Here is a 24,730-nt window from a genome sequence, read left to right on the forward strand (position 1 = left end):
TTGGCTCAGCGGCGCTAGCTGCGGATTTGTCCGTGCCCGTAGCAGATCAACTGCCTTGGCGGGCGTTATCCACAGGCCATCAAGTTGTCCACAGGCGACGACATTGGGGCGGCCCTCGGGGCGGATTCCGAGCAGGGTCGGCGGCATACAGAGCCCGACCGCTGGAGGCCGCGATGCCATCCCGTACCTCGGTTCCGCCGATCCGCCGGCTTCCGCTGGTCGTCACAGCCGACGACGATCTGCTCGATGATGTGCTCCGGCTCGCCGCCGTCGGCGGGACCGAGGTGGAGCTTGCCCGCGACCCGGCGGCTGCCCGTACCCGCTGGTCTCCTGCGCCGTTGGTGCTGCTCGGCGCCGATCAGGCGCAGGCGTGTCTGCGGGCCCGGTTGCCGCAGCGGCCCCGGCTGGTGTTGGTGGGCCGGGCTGGTCAGCTCGACCCCGGTTGGCAGATCGCCGAGCTGATCGGTGCCGAGCACGTCGCCATGTTGCCGGCTGCGGAGCCGTGGCTGGTGGATCGGTTCGCCGAGCATGACCCGGATCGTCCGGCCGGCGTCGGTGCTCGGGTCGTCGCGGTTCTCGGTGGTCGGGGTGGTGCCGGCGCGAGTGTGCTCGCCGGTGGCCTTGCGGTGACCGCCGCGCGGGCCCGGCTGCGCACTCTCCTGGTCGACGCCGATCCGCTCGGTGGTGGCCTCGACCTCGTGCTGGGCTGGGAGCAGTTGGAGGGTCTGCGCTGGCCGTCGCTCACCGACGCCGACGGACGGGTCGATGCCCCAGCGCTGGTGCAGGCACTGCCCAGCCGTGGTGATCTCGTGGTGCTCTCCTGGGACCGGGGCGAGATGCTGGCGTTGCCGGCGGCGGCGATGGCGGCGACTGTCGACGCGGCCCGGCGTGGGCGGGACTTCGTGGTGATCGACCTACCCCGACAGCTGGACGATGCGGCCGTGGTGGCGTTGCAAGCCGCCGACCAGGCGTTCGTCGTCGTGCCGGCCGAGTTGCGTGCCACCGCGGCGGCCACTCGGGTGGTGGCCGCAGCCGCCCCGCACTGCGCCGCGCTTTCGGTGGTGGTGCGTGGGCCCGCCCCGGGGCGGCTGCGGGCGACCGAGGTGGCACGCGCGCTGGGGCTGCCGCTGGCCGGCACGCTGCGCCCCGAGCCGGGGCTGTGCCGTGGGTTGGAACGAGGCGAAGCGCCGGCCGCCGGGGGCAAGGGTCCACTGGCCGCACTCTGCCAACGGATCGTCACCGACCTCACCGGCGTGCCGGCCACGGGTGCGGCATGACCGGCCAGCCGAACGACGGCACGCTCGCCGCCCGGGTACGGCAGCGGATCGCCGCGGCCAGCACCCCGGTCACCTCGGCGGCGATCGTCTCGGCGGTACGGGCCGAGCCCACCGCTGCGGTGCTCGGTGACACCGCCATGCTGCGGATCGCCGACCGGGTGCGTGACGACCTCGTCGGCGCCGGGCCGCTGGCGCCACTGCTCGCCGACCCGGAGGTCACCGACGTCCTCGTCAACGGTGCCCGGGTCTGGGTCGATCGCGGGTCGGGGCTGCACCAGGTCGCTGTCCCGATGGGCTCGGTGGAGGACGTCCGCCGTTTGGCGCAGCGACTGATCGCCAGTGCAGGGCGGCGGCTCGACGACGGCTCCCCGTACGCGGACGCGCGGCTTCCCGACGGCACCCGCCTGCACGCCGTGCTGCCGCCGGTGGCGACCGAAGGTCCCTACCTGTCCCTGCGGACCTTCCGGCACCGGCCGTTCACCCTCGACGAGTTGGTGCGCCAGGGGACCGTGCCGCGACCGCTGGCACCGCTGCTCGCCGCCGTCGTCGCGGCCCGGCTGGCGTACCTGGTGACCGGGGGCACGGGGTCGGGCAAGACGACCCTGCTCAACACGCTGCTGGGGATGGTGCCGGCCACCGAACGGATCGTGCTGGTGGAGGACGCCGCCGAGCTGCGTCCGGGGCATCCGCACGTGGTGGGGCTCCAGGCGCGTACCGCCAATGTGGAGGGCACGGGCGTGGTCAACCTCGCGGACCTGGTCCGGCAGGCGTTGCGGATGCGCCCGGACCGGCTGGTGGTCGGCGAGTGCCGGGGCGGTGAGGTGGTCGATCTGCTGGCCGCGCTCAACACCGGCCACGACGGGGGCGCCGGCACGCTGCACGCCAACACACCGTCCGACGTGCCGGCCCGGTTGGAGGCCCTGGGCATGTTGGGTGGGCTGCCCCGCGCCGCGCTGCACGCCCAGGTGGCCGCCGCGTTGCAAGTGCTGTTCCAGGTGCGACGTGGCGACCAGGGCCGTGTCCTGGAGTCGGTCTGCCTACTGCTGCCCGAGGGGCCCGAACGGTTGGTGACCGTGGTGCCCGCCTGGGTACGCGGCAGTGGGCTCGGGCTCGCCGCCCGTGCCCTCGGGGCACTACTGCGGGAGCGTGGGGTGGCGGTGCCGCCGATCCTCAGCGAGCCTTGGCCCGGGTCGACGGGTCCGGCATGACCGGCGAGACGATGCTGGTGGCGGCGCTGCTCCTGGTCGCCGCAGCCCTGGTGGCGTGGCCCGTGCAGAGCACCCGGGCCCGTCGACGGCGCGTGCTGACGCCGGGACGAGTCGATCCGGATGACGCCCTGGTGCAGTGGATCAGGGACCTCGGTCGCACGCCGGACGGGCCGGTCGGCGGCACCGGAGCTGCCCCGACCTTCGGTCATCCGGTCGGCGTTGCCTATCAGCCGGGGACCACTGCGGGTTCCACCGGAAGGCCGACGGCGCTCGGCTGGCCCAGTCGAGACGTCACCGCCAGCCCGAGGTGGCTCGGGGCGACAGACGGGTTCACGCGTCCGGCAGGCCCGACCCGTCCGCCGGCCCGTCGGGATCCCCGACGTCCGGCCAGCATCGCCTGGCCGGAAGAGGCTGCCACGCTCGCCACCGAACAGCGGCCCGGCGCGTCGGCGACTGATGAAGGGCGAGTGGACGCCGATCGCCGCGATCACCAGCCCGCTGAGCCGGCCAACAAACGGCGAGGCTTTGCGTCCTTGCTTATCCCGCGATCGGCGACTCGTGTGCTGCTATTGGTCGGCCTGCTGGGCGGCGGTGTGGGTGCCGTGGTCGGCGGCCCGGTGGCGGCGGTCGCGGTGGCTGGGTACGGCGCGCTGGCCGTTCGCGCCGTGCTGCGCTGGCGTGTGAACCGGAGCGCCGAGCGGACCCGACGACGGGGTCTGGACCAGCTCTGCGGCCTCGCGGCGGACCTTCGGGCCGGCCTGCCCGTCCCGCAGGCGCTTGAATTCGCCGCCGTCGAGCGCGACGGGTCGGGCCGGCTACGTCAGCTGACCTCGGCGGCGGTGCGGTTGGCCGACCGGACCGGCGCGCCGTTGGCGGAGCTTGTCGAGCGGATCGAGGCGGACGCTCGGGCGACCGATCGGGGTCTGGCCGCAGCGGCGGCACAGGCAGCCGGCGCCCGCGCGACAGCCTGGCTACTGGCGGCGCTGCCGATCGGCGGGATCGGGCTTGGGTACGGCATCGGTGTCAACCCCATGGCGGTGCTCCTGCACAGCACAGTCGGCGGGGCCTGCGCGGTTGCCGCGGTCGTCCTACAGGTCGTGGGCCTCCTCTGGGCAGAACGGCTGGGCGCGACACCGGGGCGACCCGCATGACGCCCCCGCGCCAAACCGGCCGACGCAGCCCCGCGAGCCAGCCCAGCCCCGCGAGCCAGCCCAGCTCCGTGAGACAACGCAGCTCAGGGAGCCAGTCCGGCTCGGCCCGTCGGCGGCCGGACGCGATCCGGCTCGCGGCGGCGCTGGGCGGGCTCGCCGTGGCCGTCGTGGTCGAGGGCTGGCTTGGGCTGCTGGGTGCTCTCCCGGTCGCGGTCCTGCTCGATTTCCTGCTACGCCGGATCGAGTCGCCCGCTGTGCGCAAGCGGCGGCAGCAGGAGGTCGCCGACCTGCCGCTCGCCGCCGATCTCCTGGCCGCGGCGATGCGGGCGGGCGCACCGGTGGACCGTTCGGTGCTGGCCGTCGCCGAGGCGCTGGACGGGCCGCTCGCCGGCCGGTTGGCCCGGGTGGGCCGCACGTTGCTGCTCGGCGGTGGCCCAGCGGAGGCGTGGTCGGCACTGGACGGAGTGCCCGGCGCGGAGCGCCTGACCGCCGCGGCGCTGCGCTCGGCGAACAGCGGTGCCGCCCTGGCCGGCGCACTGACCCGGCTCGCCGACGACCTGCGCGCCGACCGGGCCACCGCTGCCGAGGCATCGGCCCGCCGGGCGGGTGTGCTCATCGTCCTGCCGCTGGGGCTCTGCTTCCTGCCGGCGTTCATTCTCGCCGGACTGGTGCCGGTGATCGTCGCCGTTCTCGGCGATGTGCTCTGACCCATCGAGAAGGGAAACAACAATGCGCAAACTCATCGCTCGCCTGCGCGGCGATGCCGGGATGAACACGGCCGAGTACGCCGTTGGCACGCTCGCCGCAGTCGCCTTCGCCGGGATCCTGTTGAAGGTGCTGACCTCCGGAAACGTCCAGTCGGCGCTGACCGCCGTCATCGACCGGGCGTTGAAGTGATCGAGCGCCGGCGGGCCGGCCGCGATTCACGGCCGAGCGGCGAGCGGAGGCTTCGCGTCGTCGAACGGGCCGTCGGCGGGGACCGTGGGTCCTTCACCGCCGAGTTGGCGGCTGGCCTGCCGGCGCTGCTGCTACTGCTGCTGGCCGGCCTGACTGCGGTCAACGCCGTGAGCGCACAGGCGAGCTGCCTGCACGCGGCCCGGGAGGCGGCGCTTGCCGCCGCCCGGGGCGCGGACGGCAGCGCGGAAGGTGGTGGTGGTGCGGCGCCGCCAGGAGCGGCGGTGTCGGTCTCCGTCGACGGCGACCGGGTGCAGGCGACGGTACGCGCGCCGGTCCGGGCGCTGGGCGGGCGACTACCGCGAATCACAGTGGTCGCCACCGCCGTGGCAGCCGTCGAACCAGGCGCGCACGAGGGGAGTTGGTGATGCGACGAAGTGGTCGCGAACCGACTGCCGGGGGCCTAGATGCTGGTCGGCCGGACCCGGATCGAGGTGGTGCGACGGTCCTGCTGCTGGCGGTTGGGCTCGTCTTCGTGCTGTTCGGGACGTTCGGCGCCGCCATCGTCGCCGCTGGAATGGCGGCACAGCGGGCGGCGGTAGCGGCTGATCTCGGCGCGCTGGCCGGTGCCGCCCGGGCGCTCGACGGCGACGCCATGGCGTGCGCGTCCGCCTCCGACATCGCCGGCCGCAACGCTGGTCGGCTGGTCGGTTGTCACCTCGACGGGCTGGACGTGCTGGTGACGGTCGAGGTGGCGTTCACCCCGCTTCCCGGTCTGACCCGGGTGGCTGCGGCGAGCGCCCGTGCCGGCCCGGTAAGCGGTTGAGTATGGCGTGGTCAGTGGGCTGCCAGGCCGGGCCGGCGTCGATGCGCCGAGTGAAGGTACCGGCCGGCAGCCCGCCGGGAGCCGACAGCCTGTCGGCCGGGACTGGTCGAGGTCCAGGTCCCGGCCGGCGGCCGAGGAGTGTGCGGCTGGGCGTGTCAGCGGGCCTGGAGCGCGTCGAGGGCAACGGCCATCGCGATGACCAGGCGACGGTCGATCTGCGGGTTCTGCACCTCGACGATGTACTTGTCGCGCAGGCCCCACTTCTTGACCACGGTGAAGACCGGCTGGCCGCCAGCGGTGAAGTCGAAGTGGTACGGCAGCCAGGACAGCGAGTCGACGAATCGACGCAGCAGCGCCACCGGCATGCTGCGCTCCTGGCCGGTCACCTGCGGTAGGCCGGCCTGCTCGACGTGCCAGGTGGAACGCAGCAGCGACTGGGCGAAGTCCTTGCGGAACAGGCCGATCGCGTTACCAGCCGCGTCGGTGACGTCGTACGTGGCACCGAGGTCGATGCGCTGGCGGGCCTTGAAGCCGAGCAGGGGCTGCTGCTTGGAGTCATCCGTGTAGATCGTCACCTGCTCCTTGAAGGCGAGCCGCTTCTGCTGCGCGAACGCCAGCAGCTCACCCTCGGTGCCGTCCGGGGCGACCGCCCGGACCTCGTACTGGTTGACCATCATGCGCAGGCGCTGGCGAATGTGGAACTGGTGCTGGCCCTGCAAGTTGTCGAGCTGCATGAAAACTCCTTTGGGGGTTGGTGCGCCGGAGTCTTGCACAGCCCGACGACAACCGTCGCGCTGCTGGGTAGTCGTCGGGGCCGTCGGACGACTACCCAGCCTGGAGTGATCACTGGTGCCCAGGCAGGATCACGCCAGGAGACGTCAGCGACTGTCGACGGAGGTCGCGGAGCGCAGCGCCCAGGTGTTGAGAACCTGGTGGATGCCGCGTAGCCGCTCGTTGATCTGTTCCAGCCGTTCCGCCTGAGCCAGGGCGGCCAACGCCGACCCCAGCGCGATCTGCTGGTCGAGGGTGAGATTGTCCTGGTCGATGGTGTAAAGCAGGTCGACGGTCTCGGCGATGGTGTCGGCCACGGCTTCTCCTCGGGCACGGGGGGCGATCAGCAACAAGGGCATCGATGGAAGCGCTCCCACATTGTGCCCCGTGCCATGCCGATTCATGCAAGCCGCTCAGTCCGGCAGGTTCGTTAGCACCACGTCGAGCACCCGGATCGCGTCCGGCTTGGAGAGCGGGTTGTTGCCGTTGCCGCACTTCGGGGACTGCACGCAGGACGGGCAGCCGGTCTCGCAGCCGCACTCGGCGATCGCGTCCCGGGTGGCCCGCAGCCACGCTGCCGCCGTCCCGTACGCCCGCTCGGCGAACCCAGCGCCGCCCGGGTGCCCGTCGTAGACGAAGACGGTCGGCGCATCGGTGTCCTGGTGTAGTGCGGTGGAGAGCCCGCCGATGTCCCACCGGTCGCAGGTTGCCATCAACGGCAGCAGGCCGATCGCGGCGTGTTCGGCGGCGTGCAGCGCCCCTGGCACGTCGGCCGGCTGGACCCCGGCGAGGGTCAACGACTGCGGTGACAGGGTGAACCAGACCGCCACCGTGCGCAGCTCCCGGGTGGGCAGGTCGAGTGGCCGGGTGTCGATGACCTCGCCGGTGGCGATTCGCCGCCGCTGGTACGACACCACCTGGCTGGTCACGTCCACCTCGCCGAGGAACATGCCGACCGGCCCGGCGTCCACGTAGGAGCGCACCGACACCACGGACAGGTCGGTGACGTCGCGGGCGTGGGTGGACCAGTCCGGCTCCTCGGCGTGCACCAGCGCGCAACCGTCGACGAGGTCGAGCTGGTCGACCACGTACGAGATGCCCTGGTGTAGGTAGACCGCGCCGGGGTGCAGCAGGAAGTGCGAGGAGCCGCCGTCGACGGTGCCGAGCAACCGACCGGTCGACGACTCCACCACGACGACCGGTGCGCCGCCCTCGCCGCGCAGGTCAACCTCGGGCCGCTCCCGGTGCCGCCAGTACCAACCGGTGGGCCGTTGCCGCAACGCACCGGCCGCGACCAACTCGTCGACCGCCTCCTTCGCCCCTTCGCCGAAGAGGGCGAGGTCGGCCGGGGTGAGCGGCGCCTCCACCGCGGCACAGGCGAGCTGTGGTGCCAGCACGTACGGGTTGGCCGGGTCGAGCACCGTCGCCTCGACCGGCGCACCGAAGATCGCCTCCGGGTGGTGCACCAGGTAGGTGTCCAGGGGGTCGTCCCGGGCCACCAGCACCGCGAGGGCCTCCTGCCCGGAACGCCCGGCTCGGCCCGCCTGCTGCCACAACGACGCCCGGGTGCCCGGGTAACCGCAGATCAGCACCGCGTCGAGCCCGACCAGGTCCACGCCCAGCTCCAGCGCGTTCGTGGAGGCCAGGCCGAGCAGGTCGCCGTGCAGCAGCGCCCGTTCCAGCTCACGCCGCTCCTCCCGCAGGTAGCCGCCTCGGTACGCGGCCACCCGGTCGCCGAGCCCCGGCACCGCGTCGTCAAGCGCTCGGCGCGCGTTCGCGGCCACCACCTCGGCGCCCTTGCGGGAACGGACGAACGCGAGGGTGCGTACCCCCTCGGCGACCGTGTCGGCGAGCAGGTCCGCGGTCTCGCGCAGCGCCGACCGGCGGACCTGGTGGAGGTCGTCGTGGTCGCCTGTCGGCTGCGGGGGCACCGGCGAAGAGGCGCCCGAGTCGGGTGGCAGCAGCGGCGGCTCCCAGAGCGCGAAGGTCACCCCGCCGCGCGGGGAGGCGTCCTCGGTGACCGCCGTCACCGGCAGGCCGGTCAGCCGCCCGGCCCCGGTCGCCGGGTCGCCGGAGGTCGCCGAGGCGAGCAGGAACACCGGGGTGGCCCCGAACCGGGCGCACTGCCGACGCAGCCGACGCAGCACGTGCGCGACGTGCGAGCCGAACACCCCTCGGTAGGTGTGGCACTCGTCGATCACCACGTACGCGAGGCGGCGCAGGAAGCCGGACCACTGGGCGTGCCCGGGCAGGATGCCGTGGTGCAGCATGTCGGGGTTGGTCAGCACGAACCGGGAGTGCCGGCGGATCCATTCCCGCTCGGCGCGTGGAGTGTCCCCGTCGTAGCAGGAGGGGCGTACCCCCTCCAGCTCCAGCGCGGCGACGGCGCGCAACTGGTCCGCGGCGAGAGCCTTGGTCGGCGCCAGGTAGAGCACGGTGGCCCGGGGGTCGGCGAGCAGGGTGGCCAGGGCGGGCAGCTGGTACGCCAGGGACTTGCCGGACGCGGTGCCGGTGGCGACGACCACGTGCTGGCCCTCGTACGCCAGGTTGGCGGCGTCGGCCTGGTGCTGCCAGGGCGCGACCACGCCGCGCCGGGCGAACGCCGCGCGCAGCTCCGCCGACGCCCACGACGGCCACGGCGCGGGCACCCCGGCGCGGGCCGGCACCCGCTCGACGTGGGTGACCGGGTCGGCGGCGCCCCGGGCGCGCAGCCGGCGCAGCAGATCGACCGGCGCTGGCCCAGGGCCGGGACCAGCGGATACGGTGGCCGCTGGCGACGACTCCAGGTCGCGGCGCGGCGTGCGGCGCGACGAGCTGGAGTCGTTGGAGGTCACGCCCTGCACTCTCGCACTGGTGTTCGGAGATGAAAAGTCGGACACGGGGGTAAGGGGAAGCCTCCGCTGGCGTCCGCAGGCCGTCCCGGCGGTAGTGGTTAGATGCCCACGAGAGTTTACGGCTCTGGCGAGGAGGACCGATGGAGCTGTCGCTGGTGACCCGCACTGTGGGCGAGCACACGGTGCTTGAGGTCGGTGGTGAGGTGGACGTCTACACCGCGCCCCGGCTCCGTGAACGACTCCTTGAGTTGATCGACGGTGGTGCCCGGCACGTGGTGGTCGACCTCGGGCGGGTGGATTTCCTCGACTCCACCGGGTTGGGCGTGCTGGTCGGCGCGCTCAAGCGGCTCCGCGCGGCCGGCGGTTCGTTCGCCCTGGTCTGCGACAAGGAGCCACTGCTCAAGATCTTCCGGATCACCGCGCTGGACCAGGTCTTTCCGCTGCACTCGACGGTCGACGCGGCGATCAGCGCCGACTCGGCGGGCGCCGGCGCGTGATGGCGACAGTCAAGCTCTCGTTCTCGCCCGCCCCGGTGCACGTGCGCACCGCCCGCCTGGTCGGCGTCGCCGTCGCCCGGCGGGCCGGGGTCCGGGAGGACCTGCTGGACGAGGTACGCCTGGCCATCGGCGAGGCGTGCACGCGCGCGGTGGCCCTGCACCGGCAGTACGGCCTGGCCGACCCGGTGCTGGTGGAGATGTCCGACGGGGGCTCCTATGCCGTGCGGGTGGTGGACCGGGCGCCGATCGAGGCGGGTATCGGTCTGACCGCGCTGCCGCCGGACGAGCTGGCCAACGAGTCGCTCACCGACGAGGCGCTGACCACCGGCGTCGGCTTCGCGCTGCTCGCCGGCTTCGTCGAGGACCTTCAGGTGCGCCCGGTCGACGAGGGCATCGGCACCGAGGTGCGGATGGTGTGGCCGGTCGGCCGCTGACCCGTTCCGCTGCGTAGGCCGCGTCCCCTGCTGGGGATGCGGCCTTCTTTGCATGGACCGTGCCCTATATCAGATTTCGTTTCATAACACAGCGACGAAGATCATCGCGACACGGTGGCACCTGCGTGTGACCTCCGACACTGCGGAGGGCTACAGTACCCGGGTTGTCAGCAAGTGACCCGGCCCGCAGCCAGCGGGTATGGGTGTTCATCGCTGGTCCGCTGGGGTGGGTTGGCGCGCGCTTGCGAGTCCGCATCCAGGCGTCGGTCGGTGCGTCTCCACTCACCGGCGCGAGTGTTCGGTAACAGGAGGACACAAATGTCCGAGACCTTGGCCGCCGACGGCGGCGGGCTTTCCCTTACCGGAAGCAATGTCACCTACGTCGTCATCGCTGCGGTAATCGCGCTGGTGGCGCTCGTCTTCGCCGCTGCCCTCACAAAAACGGTGCTAGCCGCTGGTAAGGGCACCAACAAGATGCAGGAGATCTCGGGGGCGGTCCAGGAGGGCGCCTCGGCCTACCTGCTTCGCCAATTCCGTACCCTGGCGATCTTCGTCGTCATCGCCGTCGTACTGCTCTTCCTGCTGCCGGTGCACGACACCGACGGCAGCGAACTCGCGGTGAAGATCGGCCGCTCACTCTTCTTCGTGGTGGGTGCCCTGTTCAGCGCGTTCATCGGCGGCGCCGGCATGTGGCTGGCCACCCGCGCCAACCTGCGCGTGGCCGCCGCCGCGAGGGAGCGAGTAGGTGGCCGCGAGGCGGCCATGAAGATCGCTTTCCGGACCGGCGGCGTCGTCGGCTTCCTCACCGTCGGCCTCGGCCTCTTCGGTGCGGCGCTTGTCGTCCTCGTCTACCGGGGCGACGCGCCCACCGTGCTGGAGGGCTTCGGCTTCGGCGCCGCACTGCTCGCGATGTTCATGCGGGTCGGCGGTGGCATCTTCACCAAGGCCGCCGACGTCGGCGCCGACCTGGTCGGCAAGGTCGAGCAGGGCATCCCCGAGGACGACCCGCGCAACGCCGCCACCATCGCGGACAACGTGGGCGACAACGTCGGTGACTGCGCCGGCATGGCCGCCGACCTGTTCGAGTCGTACGCGGTCACGCTTGTCGCCGCGCTCATCCTCGGTCGCGCCGCGTTCGGCGAGGACGGCCTGGTCTTCCCGCTGATCATCTCCACCATCGGCGTGCTGGTCGCGATCATCGGTGTCTTCATCACCCGGCTGCGCACGTCCGACCGCAATGGTCTGACCGCGATCAACCGGGCCTTCTACCTCTCCGCCGTCATCTCGGCGGTGCTGGTGGCGATCGCCGCCTTCGCGTACCTGCCGGCGACCTTCGGCGAGTTCGACGGTGGCCTCACCGACGCCACCGGCAACCCACGGCTGGTGGCCATCGGCGCGGTCGTGATCGGCATCGTGCTGGCCGCCGCGATCCAGGCGCTGACCGGCTACTTCACCGAGACCAACCGGCGACCGGTGCAGGACATCGGCAAGAGCTCGCAGACCGGTGCGGCGACGGTGATCCTGGCCGGCATCAGCATCGGTCTGGAGTCGGCGGTCTACTCGGCGCTGCTGATCGGCGCTGGCGTCTTCGGCGCCTTCCTGCTCGGCGGCAGCTCCATCACGCTGTCGCTGTTCGCGGTGGCGCTGGCCGGCACCGGCCTGCTCACCACGGTCGGCGTGATCGTCGCGATGGACACCTTCGGGCCGATCTCCGACAACGCCCAGGGCATCGCCGAGATGTCCGGTGACATCGACGAGCACGGTGCTCGCACGCTTACCGAGCTGGACGCGGTCGGCAACACCACCAAGGCGATCACCAAGGGCATCGCGATCGCCACGGCGGTGCTCGCCGCGACCGCGCTGTTCGGCTCGTACACCGACACGCTCACCAGCGCGTACGCGACGGCTGGCGTGAACGACGTCGGCAACGAGATCCTCAACGCGCTGAACGTGGCGAACCCGCGCAACCTGGTCGGCCTGATCATCGGCGCGGCGGTGGTCTTCCTCTTCTCGGGGCTGGCCATCAACGCGGTGTCCCGCTCGGCCGGTGCCGTGGTGATGGAGGTCCGCCGGCAGTTCCGTGAGCTGCCCGGCATCATGGACGGCACCCAGCGCCCGGAGTACGGCAAGGTCGTCGACATCTGCACCCGGGACGCGCAGCGCGAGCTGATGACCCCCGGCCTGCTCGCCATCCTGGCGCCGATCGCTGTCGGCTTCGGCCTCGGGCCCGGCGCGCTGGCGGCGTACCTGGCCGGTGCGATCGGTGCCGGCACGCTGATGGCGGTGTTCCTGTCCAACTCCGGTGGGGCCTGGGACAACGCCAAGAAGCTGGTCGAGGACGGCGCATACGGCGGCAAGGGCTCCGACTCGCACGCCGCCACGGTCATCGGTGACACCGTCGGTGACCCGTTCAAGGACACCGCCGGTCCGGCGATCAACCCGCTGATCAAGGTGATGAACCTGGTCTCGCTGCTGATCGCTCCCGCCGTGGTGGCGTGGAGCGTCGGCGACGAGCGCAACGTCGGCCTGCGGATCGGCATCGCCCTGGTCGCGACGCTGATCATCGTGGCGTCGGTGGTGTTCAGCAAGCGCAAGGGCATCGCGATGTCCGACTCCGATGCCGACGGCGACCGCGGTGCCGGCAGCACCGATCACCGTCCGGAGACGGTCAACGCCTGACCCGTCAACTCCCCGGGGTCCCCGGTCGACGTCCGCGTCGACCGGGGACCCCGGCCGTCCGGCCCGGTGCCACACCTGGCCAAAGGCCGTACGCTGCAACGCATGCGTACGTGCCGGGCGTCTGCCGCCGGAAAGTTCACGGTGGTCCTGGCCACGATCGTCGTCTTGACCGCCGGCTGCGGCGGAGGTCCCAGCCCACGGGCCTGGGCGGCCTCGGTCTGCGGCGCGCTCACCCCGTGGCGTTCCGAGATCAGCAAGCTGACCAGCAGCACCGACGAGCAGATGACCGCGCAGACCACGCCGGCGCAGGCCAAGGAGAACCTGGTGCGGCTCTTCGGCGGGGCGGAGCGGGCCAGCGAGACCGCGCGCCGCAAGGTGGAGCAGGCGGGCGTGCCGGAGACCGACAACGGCGAGGCCATCTCCGCCGGTTTCCGCAGCTCACTGGGGAAGATGCGGGACGCCTACGGCCGCGCCCGGGACACCATCGACGGGCTGGGCACCGGCGAGCCGACCGAGTTCTACGACGGGGTGCGGGCCGCGGTGGAGACCCTCAACACGGAGTACGACGCCAGTGCGCTGGACACCAGCAAGCTCAACTCCGAGGAGTTGAAACAGGCATTCGACGAGGTGCCGGAGTGTCGCTGAGCGGGCTCGGTGACACCGGGAAGACACCGTCGCCCCCGGCACTGTTTCCCGCGCCCGAATCCGACGCGCCCGTCCCCGCGCGCCGTCGCGGCGGCGCGTCGCAGAACGGCCCGATCCAGAGCGGCGCATCGCGGAGCGGCCCGACGTCTGGTGACGATGCGGGCCGGCAGCTCGTCTTCTTCGGCGCGGATGCGGCTGAACCGACGGTCGCCGACCTGGCCGGGCTGCTCGCCGGGCCGGGCGAGGTGGTTCGGATGGGCGGCACCGCCCGTCTCGTGGTGCAGGTGGACGCCGCCTGGCGGGTGCACGTGCTCGTCGCCGAGCTGGCAGCACGGGGGCTGGCGGCGAGCTGGGAGCCGACCGAGGGCGAGCGACACGCCGTCCGTACGTCGTACACCCGGGTGTTGAAGCCGCTCGCGGTCGCCTGGCTGCACGGCCCGACGAAACGCCCGCCGGCCGCCTTTCATCTGACCGGTCGGCGGCTGCGGCTGTGGCTCGCCGCCGCCGGCACGCCGGAGCCGCCCGACGGCTTTCTGCTGCGGCTCGGCGCGGGCGACCAGGAGTGCTGGGAACCGATCGGAGTGGCGCTCGCCGCCGCCGGGCTCGCCGGCACGCTGCTGAGCCCGGGCGAGGGCGGCCCGTCGTACCGAATCACCGGCCGCCGCCGACTGACCCGCCTGGCCGAGCTGGTCGGCGAACCACCCCGCGCGGCACCCCCCAACGCCTGGCCAACCTGACCCCGTCCGGCTGTCCGGTGCCGGACAGCTGGCGGGTCGATCCAGGCGGAAAACGGGCGGGTCAGACCTCGGTCGTGGGCCCGCCATCGTCACAGTGACCCGCTTTGAGCCCTACCCACGGTGTACGGTGGCGCCGTCCGGCAGTGCCGAGCGCGGCGGGGTGGTGTCGACCGCCGGGTCGAAGCGGTTTGCGGCCCGCGAAACCCGAAACGCGGGCGGCGCGTTACGTTGGACATCCGGACCGCCGGTGCGACGGCGGGGTCGAACGCGGTCGCTGTCTGGGCGCCGGCAGGCCACGAGCAGGAGTGAGGTCGGGGAGAGACGTGCCAAGCAACGCTGGAACCACCCGTCTGGTCATCGTCGAGTCACCGGCGAAGGCCAAGACGATCTCGGGCTACCTTGGCCCGGGGTACGTCGTGGAGGCCAGCTTCGGTCACGTCCGCGACCTGCCGCGCAACGCCGCCGATGTGCCGGCCAAATACAAGAAGGAGCCCTGGGCCCGGCTCGGGGTGGACGTCGACAACGGCTTCCAGGCGCTCTATGTCGTCTCCGCCGACCGCAAGCAGCAGATCAGCAAGCTGGTGAAGCTGGCCAAGGAGGTCGACGAGATCTTCCTGGCGACGGATGAGGACCGCGAGGGCGAGGCGATCGCCTGGCACCTGGTCGAGACCCTCAAGCCGAAGGTCCCGGTCAAGCGGATGGTCTTCCACGAGATCACCAAGCCGGCGATCCAGGCGGCGGTGGCCAACCCCCGGGAGATCGACCGCGACCTGGTCGACGCCCAGGAGGCTCGCCGGATCCTCGACCGCCTCTACGGCTACGAGGTCTCCCCGGTGCTGTGGAAGAAGGTCATGCCGCGGCTCTCGGCTGGCCGGGTGCAGTCCGTGGCGACCCGCATCGTGGTCGAGCGGGAGCGGCAGCGGATGGCCTTCCGCACCGCTGAATATTGGGACATCCTGGCCACCCTCGCCGTGGCCAACGCCGGCGAGGGCCCCCGCGCGTTCAACGCCACGCTGATCGCGTTGAACGGCGACCGGATCGCCACCGGCAAGGACTTCGAGCCGACCACCGGTCGAGTGAAGCCCGGCGCTGGTGTCGTGCACCTCGACGAGAGTGGCGCCCGAGGGCTGGCCGCTCGGCTGGAGGGACGGCCGTTCACCGTCACCCGGGTCGAGGAGAAGCCCTACCGTCGTCGCCCGTACGCGCCGTTCATCACCTCGACCCTCCAGCAGGAGGCGGCCCGCAAGCTGCGCCTGTCCTCGCAGCAGACGATGCGCACCGCGCAGCGCCTGTACGAGAACGGCTACATCACCTATATGCGTACCGACTCGGTGAACCTGTCGGAGACCGCCATCTCGGCAGCCCGTCGGCAGATCGTCGAGCTGTACGGCGAGCGCAGCGTTCCGCCGGAGCCGCGCCGCTACACCGGCAAGGTGAAGAACGCGCAGGAGGCGCACGAGGCGATCCGCCCGGCGGGGGACAACTTCCGCACCCCGGGCGAGGTGGCCAAGGAGCTGTCCGCCGAGGAGTTCAAGCTCTACGAGCTGATCTGGCGGCGCACTATCGCCTCGCAGATGACCGACGCGGTCGGCTCCAGCGTGTCGGTGCGTATCCGCGCGGTCTCCACCTCGCAGGAGGAAGCCGACTTCGGCGCGACCGGCAAGACCATCACCGACCCGGGCTTCCTGCGCGCGTACGTCGAGTCCAGCGACGACGAGAACGCCGAGGCCGAGGACGCCGAGCGCCGGCTGCCCACCCTGGTCAAGGACCAGCCGTTGACCGCCGACCAGTTGGCTGCGCAGGGCCACCACACCCAGCCGCCGTCGCGCTACACCGAAGCGTCGCTGGTCAAGGCCCTGGAAGAGCTGGGCATCGGCCGCCCGTCCACCTACGCGTCGATCATGCAGACGATCCAGGACCGGGGGTACGTCACCAAGCGCGGCCAGGCGATGATCCCGACCTTCCTGGCCTTCGCGGTGATCGGGCTGATGGAGCGGCACTACCCCCGCCTGATCGACTACGACTTCACCGCCACGATGGAGAACGAGCTGGACGAGATCGCCGGTGGCGACCACGCCGCCGTCGACTTCCTCACGGCGTTCTACTTCGGCAGCTCCAACGGCGCCGGTGACCAGGACATCGCCCGTTCCGGCGGGCTCAAGAAGCTGGTCACCGAGAACCTCAGCGACATCGACGCCCGTAGCGTCAACTCCATCCCGCTCTTCACCGACGACGACGGCCGCGAGGTCGTCGTGCGGGTCGGCAGGTACGGGCCGTACCTGCAACGGGAGCTGCCCGGCGGCGAGCAGCCGGCACCGGCCGCCGACGGCGAGGAGGGCGGCACCCAGGGCGACCGGGCACCGATCCCGGAGGGCCTTGCCCCGGACGAGCTGACCCCGGAGAAGGTCCACGAGCTGTTCCTCGGCGGCAGCGGTGAGCGCAAGCTCGGCGACGACCCCGCCACCGGCGAGCCGATCGTGCTCAAGTCCGGCCGGTTCGGCCCGTACGTGTCCAGCGGTGAGCGGAAGTCGTCGCTGCTGCGTACGCAGACACCGGACTCGCTGACCCTGGAGGAGGCGCTCAAGCTGCTCAGCCTTCCCCGGCTGATCGGTGTCGCGCCGGACGGCGTCGAGGTCTTCGCGAACAACGGTCGCTACGGCCCGTACGTCAAGCGGGGCGAGGAGTTCCGTTCGCTCGAGTCCGAGGACCAGATGTTCACGGTCGGCCTGGACGAGGCGCTGGCTCTGCTGGCTGCCCCGAAGGCCCGTGGACGGCGCGCTGCGGCACCGCCGCTGCGCGAGATGGGCGTGGACCCGGCGACCGAGAAGCCGTTGGTGATCAAGGACGGCCGGTTCGGTCCGTACGTGACCGACGGGGAGTTCAACGCGTCGCTGCGGCGCGGGCAGACTCCGGAGGAGCTGAGCCTCGCGGAAGCGTCCGAGATGCTGGCCGAGAAGCGGGCGAAGGGTCCGGCGCCGCGGAAGAAGGCGGCGGCGAAGAAGGCGCCCGCGAAGAAGGCCACGGCCACCAAGAAGACGGCTGCCGCCAGCAAGTCCACGGCCGCGAAGAAGACCACGACCGCCAAGGCGACCAAGGCGACCGCAACAGCCAAGGCGACCACGGCGAAGAAGGCCCCGGCGAAGAAGGCCGCCCCCCGCAAGGCCGCGTCGAGCACCGAGTAACCCCGGATCGACGAGATCTTGGAAGGGAACGGCCCCTCCAGGGGCGCATTCCTTCCAAGATCTTCAGGCCCAGCCGTCAGGCGCCGAGGACGTGGGTTAGGTGGGGGCTGGTGAAGACGTTGTTGGGGTCTAACTGGGCTCGGAGGGCCTGGAAGTCCGCGAAGCGGGGGTAGGCCGTGGCCAGCGAGGCGGCGTCGCGGTAGTGCAGCTTGCCCCAGTGCGGGCGACCGCCCAGCCCGGCCGCCACCTCCTCGAAGGCCCGGAAGTACGGCTCGTACGGCATGCCGACGTACTGGTGCACGGCGATGTAGGCGTTGTCCCGGCCGTAGCCGTGCGACAGCCAGATGTCGTCGGCGGCGGTGAATCGCACCTCCACCGGGAAGAGCACCTTGAACGGCAGGCCGTCGACGATCCGTTGGAGCGCGGCGAGCGCCTCGGGCAATGCCTCGCGAGGCAGGCCGTACTCCATCTCCACGAAGCGGACCCGGCGCGGGGTGCAGAAGACCCGGTCGGAGCGGCCGGTGTACCGGCGTTCGGTGAGGGCGCGGGCGGAGACCGCACTGATCCCCGGGGCCAGCGCGGGCACGGCTCGGCCGAGTCGGCAGGCGCCGGCGAAGACCGTGTTGGACAGGAAGTCGTCGTCCAGCCAGCCGCGCCAGCGGGGCAGTGGCCGGTCGTTGGTGGGCACCCGGTCGTTGGTCTTGACCTGGACCCGAGACGTGTACGGGAACCAGTAGAACTCGGCGTGGTCGTGCCCGCCGATCAGCGTGGGCAGGTCGCCGAGCACGTCGGCCAGTTCGGCTGGGCGTTCGTGGGCGTGCAGTACGAAGGCGTCCACGCAGCGCAGGGTCACCTCGACCAGGACGCCGAGCGCGCCGAGTGACACCCGGGCGGCGGCGAGGACGTCGGGATGCTCGTCGGCGGAGCAGCGCAGCACCTCGCCAGTGCCGGTGACCAGGGTGATCGCCTCGACGAAGGTGGACAGGCACCCGTAGCCGGCACCGGTGCCGTGGGTGCCGGTGGAGATCGCCCCGGCGACGGTCTGCTCGTCGATGTCGCCGAGGTTTGGCAGCGCGAGGCCGTGCCGGGCGAGCAGGCCGTTGAGCGCGTGCAGGGTCATTCCCGCCGGCACGGTGACCAGTCGATGTGCGACGTCCACGCTGACCATGGTGTCCAGTTCGGACAGGTCCATCCGGCGGTCGTCGGCGAGCGCGACGGCGGTGAACGAGTGGCCGCTGCCGGTCACCCGGATCCGACCGCCGTCGGCCGCGGCCGATCGGACGGCTTCTACGACGTCGGTCGGCGAGCCGGGGCGCAGGATCGCGCTGGCGCTGCCACGCTGGTTCCCGGCCCAGTTGGACCATCCAGCGGTGAGCGATGCGGTGCGGACCATGCGCGCTCCTCATTCATGAATATGAACTGACTTCATATCAGGAACGTTCTAGCTGGTAAATACCGCAATTGCGATCCGCTCGTTGTACCGGTAGTCACGGACTCGTGACTTGGAGATATGTTCATCCGTCGAAGGGGGGTGGCGCAGAGTGTCCACACCAGCCGCCACGACCGGGCCGCTGCGCCGCGTACCGGTGCAAGGTCGAAGTGTCGCGCGGGTACAGCGCATGTTGGATGCCTGCGCCGAGCTCGTCGACGAGGTGGGGTACGAAGGGCTGACCACGACCCTGCTCGCCGAGCGGGCCGAGGTGGCGATCGGGTCGGTCTACCAGTTCTTTCCGGACAAGCGGGCGATCGTGCAGGCGTTGACCCTGCGGACGATGGAGTCCTACCTCCAGCGCCTCGACGAGCGGTTCGCCTCCGACGAGATGACCCACTGGTGGGACGGCGTCGACGCGGGGATCGACGAGTACATCACGATGCACCGCACCGTTCCCGGCTTCCGTACCCTGCACTTCGGCGACGTGGTCGACCTGCACCTGCTCGACGAGCAGCGGGACAACAACGGCGTGATCGCCGACCAGTTGGCCCGGGTGCTCACCGAGCGTTTCGGGCTTACCGATGTGCCCAAGCTGCGCTTCGTGCTGGAGATCGCGGTCGAGGCGGCGGACGCGCTGATCAAGCTCGCGTTCCGGCGCAGCTCCGACGGCGACGAGCGGGTGCTGCTGGAGGCGAAGGCGCTGATCCGGGAGTACCTGCACCGCCAGGTCGACGGCCCGGACAACGGCCGGTCCACGGCCGGGAAGCAGGCCGAGGCGGCCCAACCCGTCTGAGTCGGCGCGAGGCGCGGGCCTCAGAGGAAGGCCTGCCCCTCGCCTCGGTAGGTGGGGACGGTCGCCACGACCGTGCCCCCCTCGATCAGGTGCAGCTCGTTGACCCGTTCACACAGCTCACCAGCCTTGGCGTGGCGGAACCACACCCGGTCGCCGACGCGCAGATCGGCCGCTGCCGCTCCGGACAACGGGGTCTGCACCTCGCCGGCGCCCTCGGTTCCGACCAGCTTCAGCCCCGCCGGTAGCCACGGCCGGGGCAGTCGACTGTCGGCGGCCGGGCCGGAGGCGATCCAGCCGCCGCCGAGCACCGTCGCCAGCTCCGGCGTCGGTCGGCGGACCACCGCGCACGCGAAGAACGCCGCCGGGGTGGGCCGCCAGGCGCGGTACGCGTCGAACAGCGTCGGCCCGTACAGGCCCGATCCCGCGGTGACCTCGGTGACCGCGGGATCGGCGCTGGTCGCGGCCACGCTGCCGGTGCCGCCGCCGTTGACGAACTCCAGGTCGGCGTGCTCGCGTACCGCGGCGACCGCCGCACCACGGCGGGCCAGCAGCTCGCGGTACGACCCGCGCTGGGCCAGCCTGATCGCGCCGGCCAGCAGCGTCTGCCCCGGCGGCGCGTCGCCCAGGCCGGCAATCTGCGCCTCGTACGACATGAGCCCGACCAGCCGGAAGCCGGGCCGACCGGCGACGGCGGCGGCGAGCGCGCCGGCCGCCCGCGCGCTGTGCACCGGTGAGCGGCGGACGCCGACGTGCACCCGCCCGCGCAGCGGTCGCCAGGAGGCGTCCAGATCCAGGCAGAGTCGCAGCTTGGCGCGCTGCCCCGCGGGCGCTACGGCGTCGATGAAGTCGAGTTGGCCGGTGCCGTCGATCATCAGGGTGATCGCGGCGGCGAGCGTCGGGTCGGCGCTCAGCTCGGCGAGGGCGGCCCGGTTCGCGCTCGGGTACGCGACCAGCACGTCGTCGCTGACGCCAGCGCGGACCAGCCAGATCGCCTCGGGCAGGGTGAACGCCATCACGCCCCGCCAGCCGGGTCGCGCGAGGGCTCGGCTGATCAACTCACGGCTGCGGACCGACTTGCTGGCGAGGCGGACCGGCTTTCCGGCGGCCCGATCGGCCAGAGCGACCGAATTGGCGTCGAAGGCAGTGAGGTCGACCACCGCGTACGGGGGGTCGAGGTGGGCAGTCGCCCGATCCAGGCGCTCGCGAAGTTTGTCGCTTTCGATGGCCACGTGTGCACGCTAACTGTCTGACGGCGAATGCGAAATACCCTCGCGTACGTCCGGGCTGCGGCCGGCACCTTCGGCGGCCTAGGCTCAGCGAGCAGGAGAATGTCGCCCGAGGGGTGGCCCCCCACCGGGTCTAGAGTGTTGCACCGGAGGTGCCCAGCGATGGGCCGGCACGTGGAGGTACGGCCATCGAAAGCCAGAACAGCGGCGAGTCGCCCGGCGTGTCGCGCTCAAGCGATAAGTCGGGCAGCGCCGCCAACGCGTCCAGCGGTGGCCAGGTAGATCCATCCGGTTATGCCGCAATCCGGTCCGTGCTGCGCATCCAGCCGTTCCGCCGGCTCTGGATCGTGCTCGGCGCGGCCTCCTTCGGCGACTGGCTCGGCCTGCTGGCCACCTCGGTCTTCGCCGCCTCCCAGGTGCAGGGCAGCACCGCGCAGGGCGCGGTCTTCGGTGGCGTCATCGCGATCCGTCTGCTCCCCGCGCTGGTGCTCGGGCCGATCGCCGGCGTGCTCGCCGACCGGTTCGACCGCCGCTGGACGATGGTCATCTGCGACCTGCTCCGGTTCGTGCTCTTCGCCTCGATCCCGATGGTGGCGCTCTCCGGCGCGCGCGGCGCGGTGGTGGTCCTCTGGGCGACCGTCGCGACCTTCCTGATCGAGTCGATCACCCTGATCTGGATTCCGGCCAAGGAGGCCGCGGTCCCCAACCTGATCCCGCGCGCCCGACTGGAAGCAGCCAACCAGCTCACGCTGATCACCACGTACGGCCTGACCCCGGTGCTCGCCGCGGCCGTCAGCGCCGGCCTGGACCGCAGCGTCCGGGGCATCACCGGGGGCGAGTTCCCGAACTGGGCCGAGCCGGCCCAGTTGGCGCTCTGGTTCAACGCCCTCTCCCGGCTGGCCACCGCCCTGGTCGTCGCGTTCGGCATCAAGGAGATCAGCCAGGGGAAGACCGCCGAGGGTGACCGCCACGAGCAGAGCATGCTGCGCCAGTTCAAGGAGGGCTGGCAGTTCATCGGCCAGACCCCGCTGGTACGCGGGCTGGTCCTCGGCATCCTGGGCGCGTTCGCCGGCGGCGGCATCGTCATCGGCACCGCGAAGTTCTTCGCCAGCTCGCTGGGGGCCGGCGATGCCGCGTTCTCACTGCTCTTCGGCGCCATCTTCGTCGGCCTTGCGCTCGGCATCGGGCTCGGCCCGATGATCGTCAAGGAGATGTCCCGGCGTCGCTGGTTCGGCATGAGCATCGTGCTGGCCAGCGCCGCCGTGATGACCCTCGCCTTCGCCATCCACCTGTCCATGGCGATCGTCGGCGCGGTGTTGGTCGGCGCCGGCGCCGGCATGGCCTTCCTGGCCGGCACCACCCTGCTCGGCGGCGAGATCAAGGACGAGGTACGCGGCCGGGTCTTCGCCGTCGTGCAGATCGGCACCCGACTGGTGCTGATCCTGGCCATCGCGCTGAGCAGCCTGCTCGCCGGTGCCGGCGGCTCCCGCAAGCTGGCGATCGCCGACCTTGGGGTGTCCATCTCGTCGACCCGACTGCTGCTGCTCGCCGCCGGTGCCGCCGGCATCTTCGCCGGGATCAGCGCGTTCGGCCAGATGGACGACAAGAAGGGCGTCCCCGTCCTCGCCGACCTCTGGGGCTCGATCCGGGGCCGGCCGCTGATGCCGGCCGAGCCGTTCGTCTCCGCCGGGCTGTTCGTGGTGTTCGAGGGTGGCGAGGGTGCTGGCAAGTCCACCCAGCTCGCCGCGCTCGCCGAGCGGCTGCGCGGTCAGGGGCGTGACGTCGTGGTCACCCGTGAGCCGGGGGCCACCGAGGTCGGTAAGCGGATCCGGTCGTTGGTTCTGGACACCTCCGGTGACGAGGCGCCCTCCCCCCGGGCCGAGGCGCTGCTCTACGCCGCCGACCGGGCGCACCACGTCTCCGCCGTGGTCCGGCCCGCGCTGGTCCGGGGCGGTGTGGTGATCAGCGACAGGTATGTCGACTCGTCCCTGGCATACCAGGGCGCCGGCCGGACGCTCCCCGTCGACGAGGTCTCCTGGCTCTCCTCCTGGGCCACCGGTGGGCTCAAGCCCGACCTGGTGGTGCTGCTCGACGTCGAGCCGCACACCGGCCTGTCCCGGGTGGCCTCGCGCAACACCGGCACCGACCGGCTGGAAGCCGAGTCGATCGCCTTCCACGAGCGCGTCCGGTACGCCTTCCTCGACCTCGCCGCCGCCGACCCGAAGCGCTACCTGGTGCTCGACGCGTCCCGACCGGCCGACGAGATCACCGGGCGGGTGGTCCGGCGCGTCGAGGAGATGCTCGGCAAGCCGGGCGGCATCGTGCACCCCCGTCCGGCGCAGGGCCCGGACACCTCGGTGCAGCCTGAGTTATCCGACGCGGAGCTGGTGACGATGGAGCACAAGACCTGATGTCGGGCGTCTTCGCCGACCTGGTCGGTCAGGACGAGGCGGTGGTCGAGCTGCGTCGGGCCGCCGCAGCGGCCGCCGCCGTGCTGCGAGCTGGCGCGGCCGACCGGGCACCCGCGCTGGTCGCCGCCGGCCCGGCCAGCGATGCGGAATCCGCGGTCGCGGCCGACGATGCCGCGACCGGCGCGATGGACCCTTCGGCCGGGATGACGCACGCGTGGATCTTCACCGGGCCGCCCGGCTCCGGCCGCTCGGTCGCCGCCCGGGCGTTCGCCGCCGCACTCCAGTGCGTGCACGGCACCGGCTGCGGTGAGTGCCCCGGCTGCCGCACCACGATGGGCGGCACCCACGCCGACGTCCGACTGGTCGTGCCGGAAGGGCTCTCCATCGGCGTCGGCGAGATGCGCGCGCTGGTGCTCCGTGCGGCCAGCACCCCGTCCGGCGGGCGCTGGCAGGTGGTGGTCATCGAGGACGCCGACCGGCTCACCGAGGCCGCCGGCAACGCGCTGCTCAAGGCGATCGAGGAGCCCCCACCGCGTACGGTCTTCCTGCTCTGCGCCCCGTCCACCCACCCGGACGACATCTCGGTGACCATCCGGTCGCGCTGTCGGGTCGTACCCCTGCGGCAGCCGCCGGCCACCGCGGTGGCCGAGGTGCTGGTTCGTCGCGACGGCATCGCGCCCGACGTGGCGCAGTGGGCGGCGGCCGCCGCGCAGGGTCACGTGGGTCGGGCCCGCCGGTTGGCCCGCGACCCGGAGGCCCGCAAGCGGCGCGAGGCGGTGCTCGCGGTGCCACGCCGGTTGACAGGTGTCGGCGCGGCGTTCGACGCGGCGTCCGCGCTGATCGAGGCGGCCGAGGCGGAGGCCGAGGCGTCGGTCACCGAGGCCGACACGACCGAGCGGGCGGCACTGGAGACCGCGCTCGGCGCGGGCGGCACCGGCCGAGGCGCGGCCGGCGCGATGCGAGGTGCCGCCGGGCAGCTCAAGGAGCTGGAGAAGCGGCAGAAGTCCCGGGCCACCCGGGCCCAGCGAGACGCCCTGGACCGAGCGCTTGTCGACCTGGCGGGCTTCTACCGGGACGCGCTCACCATGGCGCTGCGCGCACCCGTCGCCCCGGTGCACACCGACACGGCCGCGCTGGCCGGCGCCGGCGCGCAGAAGTGGGACGCCGAGGGGTCGCTGCGCAGGCTGGAGGCCGTGCTCGCCTGCCGTGCGGCGATCGAGGCGAACGTCAAGCCGCGCATCGCGGTCGAGGCGATGATGCTCGCCCTCTGGAAGGGCTGACCCGCACCTCCCGGCCGTTGTCCACAGGCATCGACAGGCCCGATTGCTGTGCGGTACGGTCCGGTGTGCCGTGGTAACGGCGACAGCACACTGAGTGAGGGATCACCCGGGAGGAGTCGGCCGATGCCGCGGGGCGAGATCGACGAAGCCTGGATCGAGGAGGCGGTGCGACGCTACCGCCGGATCGAGACCCTCCAGGCCGAGTTCGACCAGGCGGTGTCGACCGTCGAGGTGACCGTCCGGTCGCCGGACGGCCTGGTCGAGGTGGTGGTCACCGCCGGTGGACGGATCACCGACGTCCGGTTCCTCGGGCCGTTGCACACCCGCAGCCCGCGCGACGTGGCCGGTTCGGTGCAGGCTGCGGTCACCGCAGCGGCCGACGCCGCCGAGTGGGCCCGGGAGAAGCTGCACAACGAGACGTTCGCCGCCTACCGACCGCTCGCGGGGGCCTGA

General features: G+C 72.0%; 22 protein-coding genes. 17 read left to right on the plus strand and 5 right to left on the minus strand.

What is annotated here, in order from left to right; translation table 11 throughout:
• The first annotated feature begins 173 nt into the window (after window positions 1-173).
• The 7 genes from ssd (at window position 174) to IF46_RS0100835 (ending at window position 5,356) form a co-directional block, all read left to right on the plus strand.
• Entirely contained in the window at window positions 174-1,277 is a 1,104-nt protein-coding gene (gene ssd, locus IF46_RS0100805; protein ID WP_030486297.1) for a septum site-determining protein Ssd, read from the plus strand.
• Window positions 1,274-2,485 carry a TadA family conjugal transfer-associated ATPase gene (locus IF46_RS0100810; protein WP_030486298.1) on the plus strand — a complete coding sequence of 404 codons (1,212 nt, stop codon included), beginning with the start codon at window positions 1,274-1,276 and terminating at the stop codon, window positions 2,483-2,485. Before ssd ends, IF46_RS0100810 begins: the two co-directional genes overlap by 4 nt.
• Window positions 2,482-3,636: a hypothetical protein gene (locus IF46_RS0100815; protein WP_030486299.1), complete on the plus strand. Its 1,155-nt coding sequence runs from the start codon at window positions 2,482-2,484 to the stop codon at window positions 3,634-3,636. The genes IF46_RS0100810 and IF46_RS0100815 overlap by 4 nt, the downstream gene beginning before the upstream one ends.
• A 68-nt stretch (window positions 3,637-3,704) precedes the next feature.
• Window positions 3,705-4,343, plus strand: a complete 639-nt coding sequence (locus IF46_RS0100820; RefSeq protein ID WP_030486300.1) for a type II secretion system F family protein — start codon at window positions 3,705-3,707, stop codon at window positions 4,341-4,343.
• Between the two features lie 22 nt (window positions 4,344-4,365).
• The gene (locus tag IF46_RS33535) at window positions 4,366-4,533 is read left to right on the plus strand and encodes a DUF4244 domain-containing protein (RefSeq protein WP_081883916.1); all 168 of its coding nucleotides are present in this window, start codon (window positions 4,366-4,368) and stop codon (window positions 4,531-4,533) included.
• The gene (locus IF46_RS0100830) at window positions 4,530-4,958 is read left to right on the plus strand and encodes a TadE family type IV pilus minor pilin (protein WP_269637718.1); all 429 of its coding nucleotides are present in this window, start codon (window positions 4,530-4,532) and stop codon (window positions 4,956-4,958) included. Before IF46_RS33535 ends, IF46_RS0100830 begins: the two co-directional genes overlap by 4 nt.
• Window positions 4,958-5,356 (plus strand): Rv3654c family TadE-like protein, encoded by a 399-nt coding sequence (locus IF46_RS0100835; RefSeq protein ID WP_030486302.1) that lies wholly within the window; start codon window positions 4,958-4,960, stop codon window positions 5,354-5,356. Before IF46_RS0100830 ends, IF46_RS0100835 begins: the two co-directional genes overlap by 1 nt.
• Window positions 5,357-5,511: 155 nt before the next feature.
• Here IF46_RS0100835 and IF46_RS0100840 read toward each other — a convergent pair whose 3' ends face one another.
• The 3 genes from IF46_RS0100840 to IF46_RS0100850 form a co-directional block, all read right to left on the minus strand.
• Complete coding sequence (locus IF46_RS0100840) at window positions 5,512-6,090, minus strand: hypothetical protein (RefSeq protein ID WP_030486303.1); 579 nt, start codon at window positions 6,088-6,090, stop codon at window positions 5,512-5,514.
• A gap of 144 nt (window positions 6,091-6,234) precedes the next feature.
• Entirely contained in the window at window positions 6,235-6,444 is a 210-nt protein-coding gene (locus IF46_RS0100845) for a hypothetical protein (RefSeq protein WP_030486304.1), read from the minus strand.
• A 96-nt stretch (window positions 6,445-6,540) separates the two neighbouring features.
• Window positions 6,541-8,913, minus strand: a complete 2,373-nt coding sequence (locus IF46_RS0100850) for a DEAD/DEAH box helicase (RefSeq protein ID WP_420063547.1) — start codon at window positions 8,911-8,913, stop codon at window positions 6,541-6,543.
• A 188-nt stretch (window positions 8,914-9,101) separates the two neighbouring features.
• On the opposite strand from IF46_RS0100850, the gene IF46_RS0100855 reads away from it, so the two are divergent.
• The 6 genes from IF46_RS0100855 to topA all read left to right on the plus strand — a co-directional run bounded on the left by IF46_RS0100855 (window position 9,102) and on the right by topA (window position 17,135).
• Window positions 9,102-9,458: an STAS domain-containing protein gene (locus tag IF46_RS0100855; RefSeq protein ID WP_030486306.1), complete on the plus strand. Its 357-nt coding sequence runs from the start codon at window positions 9,102-9,104 to the stop codon at window positions 9,456-9,458.
• Window positions 9,455-9,892: an ATP-binding protein gene (locus IF46_RS0100860; RefSeq protein WP_030334228.1), complete on the plus strand. Its 438-nt coding sequence runs from the start codon at window positions 9,455-9,457 to the stop codon at window positions 9,890-9,892. The genes IF46_RS0100855 and IF46_RS0100860 overlap by 4 nt, the downstream gene beginning before the upstream one ends.
• Before the next feature lie 318 nt (window positions 9,893-10,210).
• Window positions 10,211-12,571 (plus strand): sodium-translocating pyrophosphatase, encoded by a 2,361-nt coding sequence (locus tag IF46_RS0100865; protein ID WP_030486307.1) that lies wholly within the window; start codon window positions 10,211-10,213, stop codon window positions 12,569-12,571.
• Between the two features lie 102 nt (window positions 12,572-12,673).
• Window positions 12,674-13,216 (plus strand): hypothetical protein, encoded by a 543-nt coding sequence (locus IF46_RS0100870; RefSeq protein WP_030486308.1) that lies wholly within the window; start codon window positions 12,674-12,676, stop codon window positions 13,214-13,216.
• A complete protein-coding gene (locus IF46_RS0100875) occupies window positions 13,207-13,953 on the plus strand; it encodes a hypothetical protein (RefSeq protein WP_084597706.1) in 747 nt (248 codons plus the stop codon). Before IF46_RS0100870 ends, IF46_RS0100875 begins: the two co-directional genes overlap by 10 nt.
• A gap of 323 nt (window positions 13,954-14,276) precedes the next feature.
• Window positions 14,277-17,135, plus strand: a complete 2,859-nt coding sequence (gene topA, locus IF46_RS0100880) for a type I DNA topoisomerase (protein WP_030486310.1) — start codon at window positions 14,277-14,279, stop codon at window positions 17,133-17,135.
• Window positions 17,136-17,211: 76 nt separating this feature from the next.
• On the opposite strand, the gene IF46_RS0100885 is transcribed toward topA, so the two are convergent.
• Window positions 17,212-18,528: a D-arabinono-1,4-lactone oxidase gene (locus tag IF46_RS0100885; protein WP_030486311.1), complete on the minus strand. Its 1,317-nt coding sequence runs from the start codon at window positions 18,526-18,528 to the stop codon at window positions 17,212-17,214.
• A gap of 226 nt (window positions 18,529-18,754) precedes the next feature.
• On the opposite strand from IF46_RS0100885, the gene IF46_RS32075 reads away from it, so the two are divergent.
• Window positions 18,755-19,360 (plus strand): TetR family transcriptional regulator, encoded by a 606-nt coding sequence (locus IF46_RS32075; protein WP_051723547.1) that lies wholly within the window; start codon window positions 18,755-18,757, stop codon window positions 19,358-19,360.
• 20 nt (window positions 19,361-19,380) lie between these two features.
• Here IF46_RS32075 and IF46_RS0100895 read toward each other — a convergent pair whose 3' ends face one another.
• A complete protein-coding gene (locus IF46_RS0100895; RefSeq protein WP_030486313.1) occupies window positions 19,381-20,589 on the minus strand; it encodes an amino acid deaminase/aldolase in 1,209 nt (402 codons plus the stop codon).
• Between the two features lie 308 nt (window positions 20,590-20,897).
• Between IF46_RS0100895 and tmk the strand changes: the two genes are divergently transcribed.
• The 3 genes from tmk to IF46_RS0100910 all read left to right on the plus strand — a co-directional run bounded on the left by tmk (window position 20,898) and on the right by IF46_RS0100910 (window position 24,730).
• The gene (gene tmk, locus IF46_RS0100900; RefSeq protein WP_157562493.1) at window positions 20,898-22,997 is read left to right on the plus strand and encodes a dTMP kinase; all 2,100 of its coding nucleotides are present in this window, start codon (window positions 20,898-20,900) and stop codon (window positions 22,995-22,997) included.
• Window positions 22,997-24,277 carry a DNA polymerase III subunit delta' gene (locus IF46_RS0100905; protein ID WP_030486315.1) on the plus strand — a complete coding sequence of 427 codons (1,281 nt, stop codon included), beginning with the start codon at window positions 22,997-22,999 and terminating at the stop codon, window positions 24,275-24,277. Before tmk ends, IF46_RS0100905 begins: the two co-directional genes overlap by 1 nt.
• A 123-nt stretch (window positions 24,278-24,400) precedes the next feature.
• Window positions 24,401-24,730 carry a YbaB/EbfC family nucleoid-associated protein gene (locus tag IF46_RS0100910; protein ID WP_030486316.1) on the plus strand — a complete coding sequence of 110 codons (330 nt, stop codon included), beginning with the start codon at window positions 24,401-24,403 and terminating at the stop codon, window positions 24,728-24,730.

The sequence above is a fragment of the Micromonospora chokoriensis genome, from assembly GCF_000718555.1.
GTDB lineage: Bacteria > Actinomycetota > Actinomycetes > Mycobacteriales > Micromonosporaceae > Micromonospora > Micromonospora chokoriensis_B.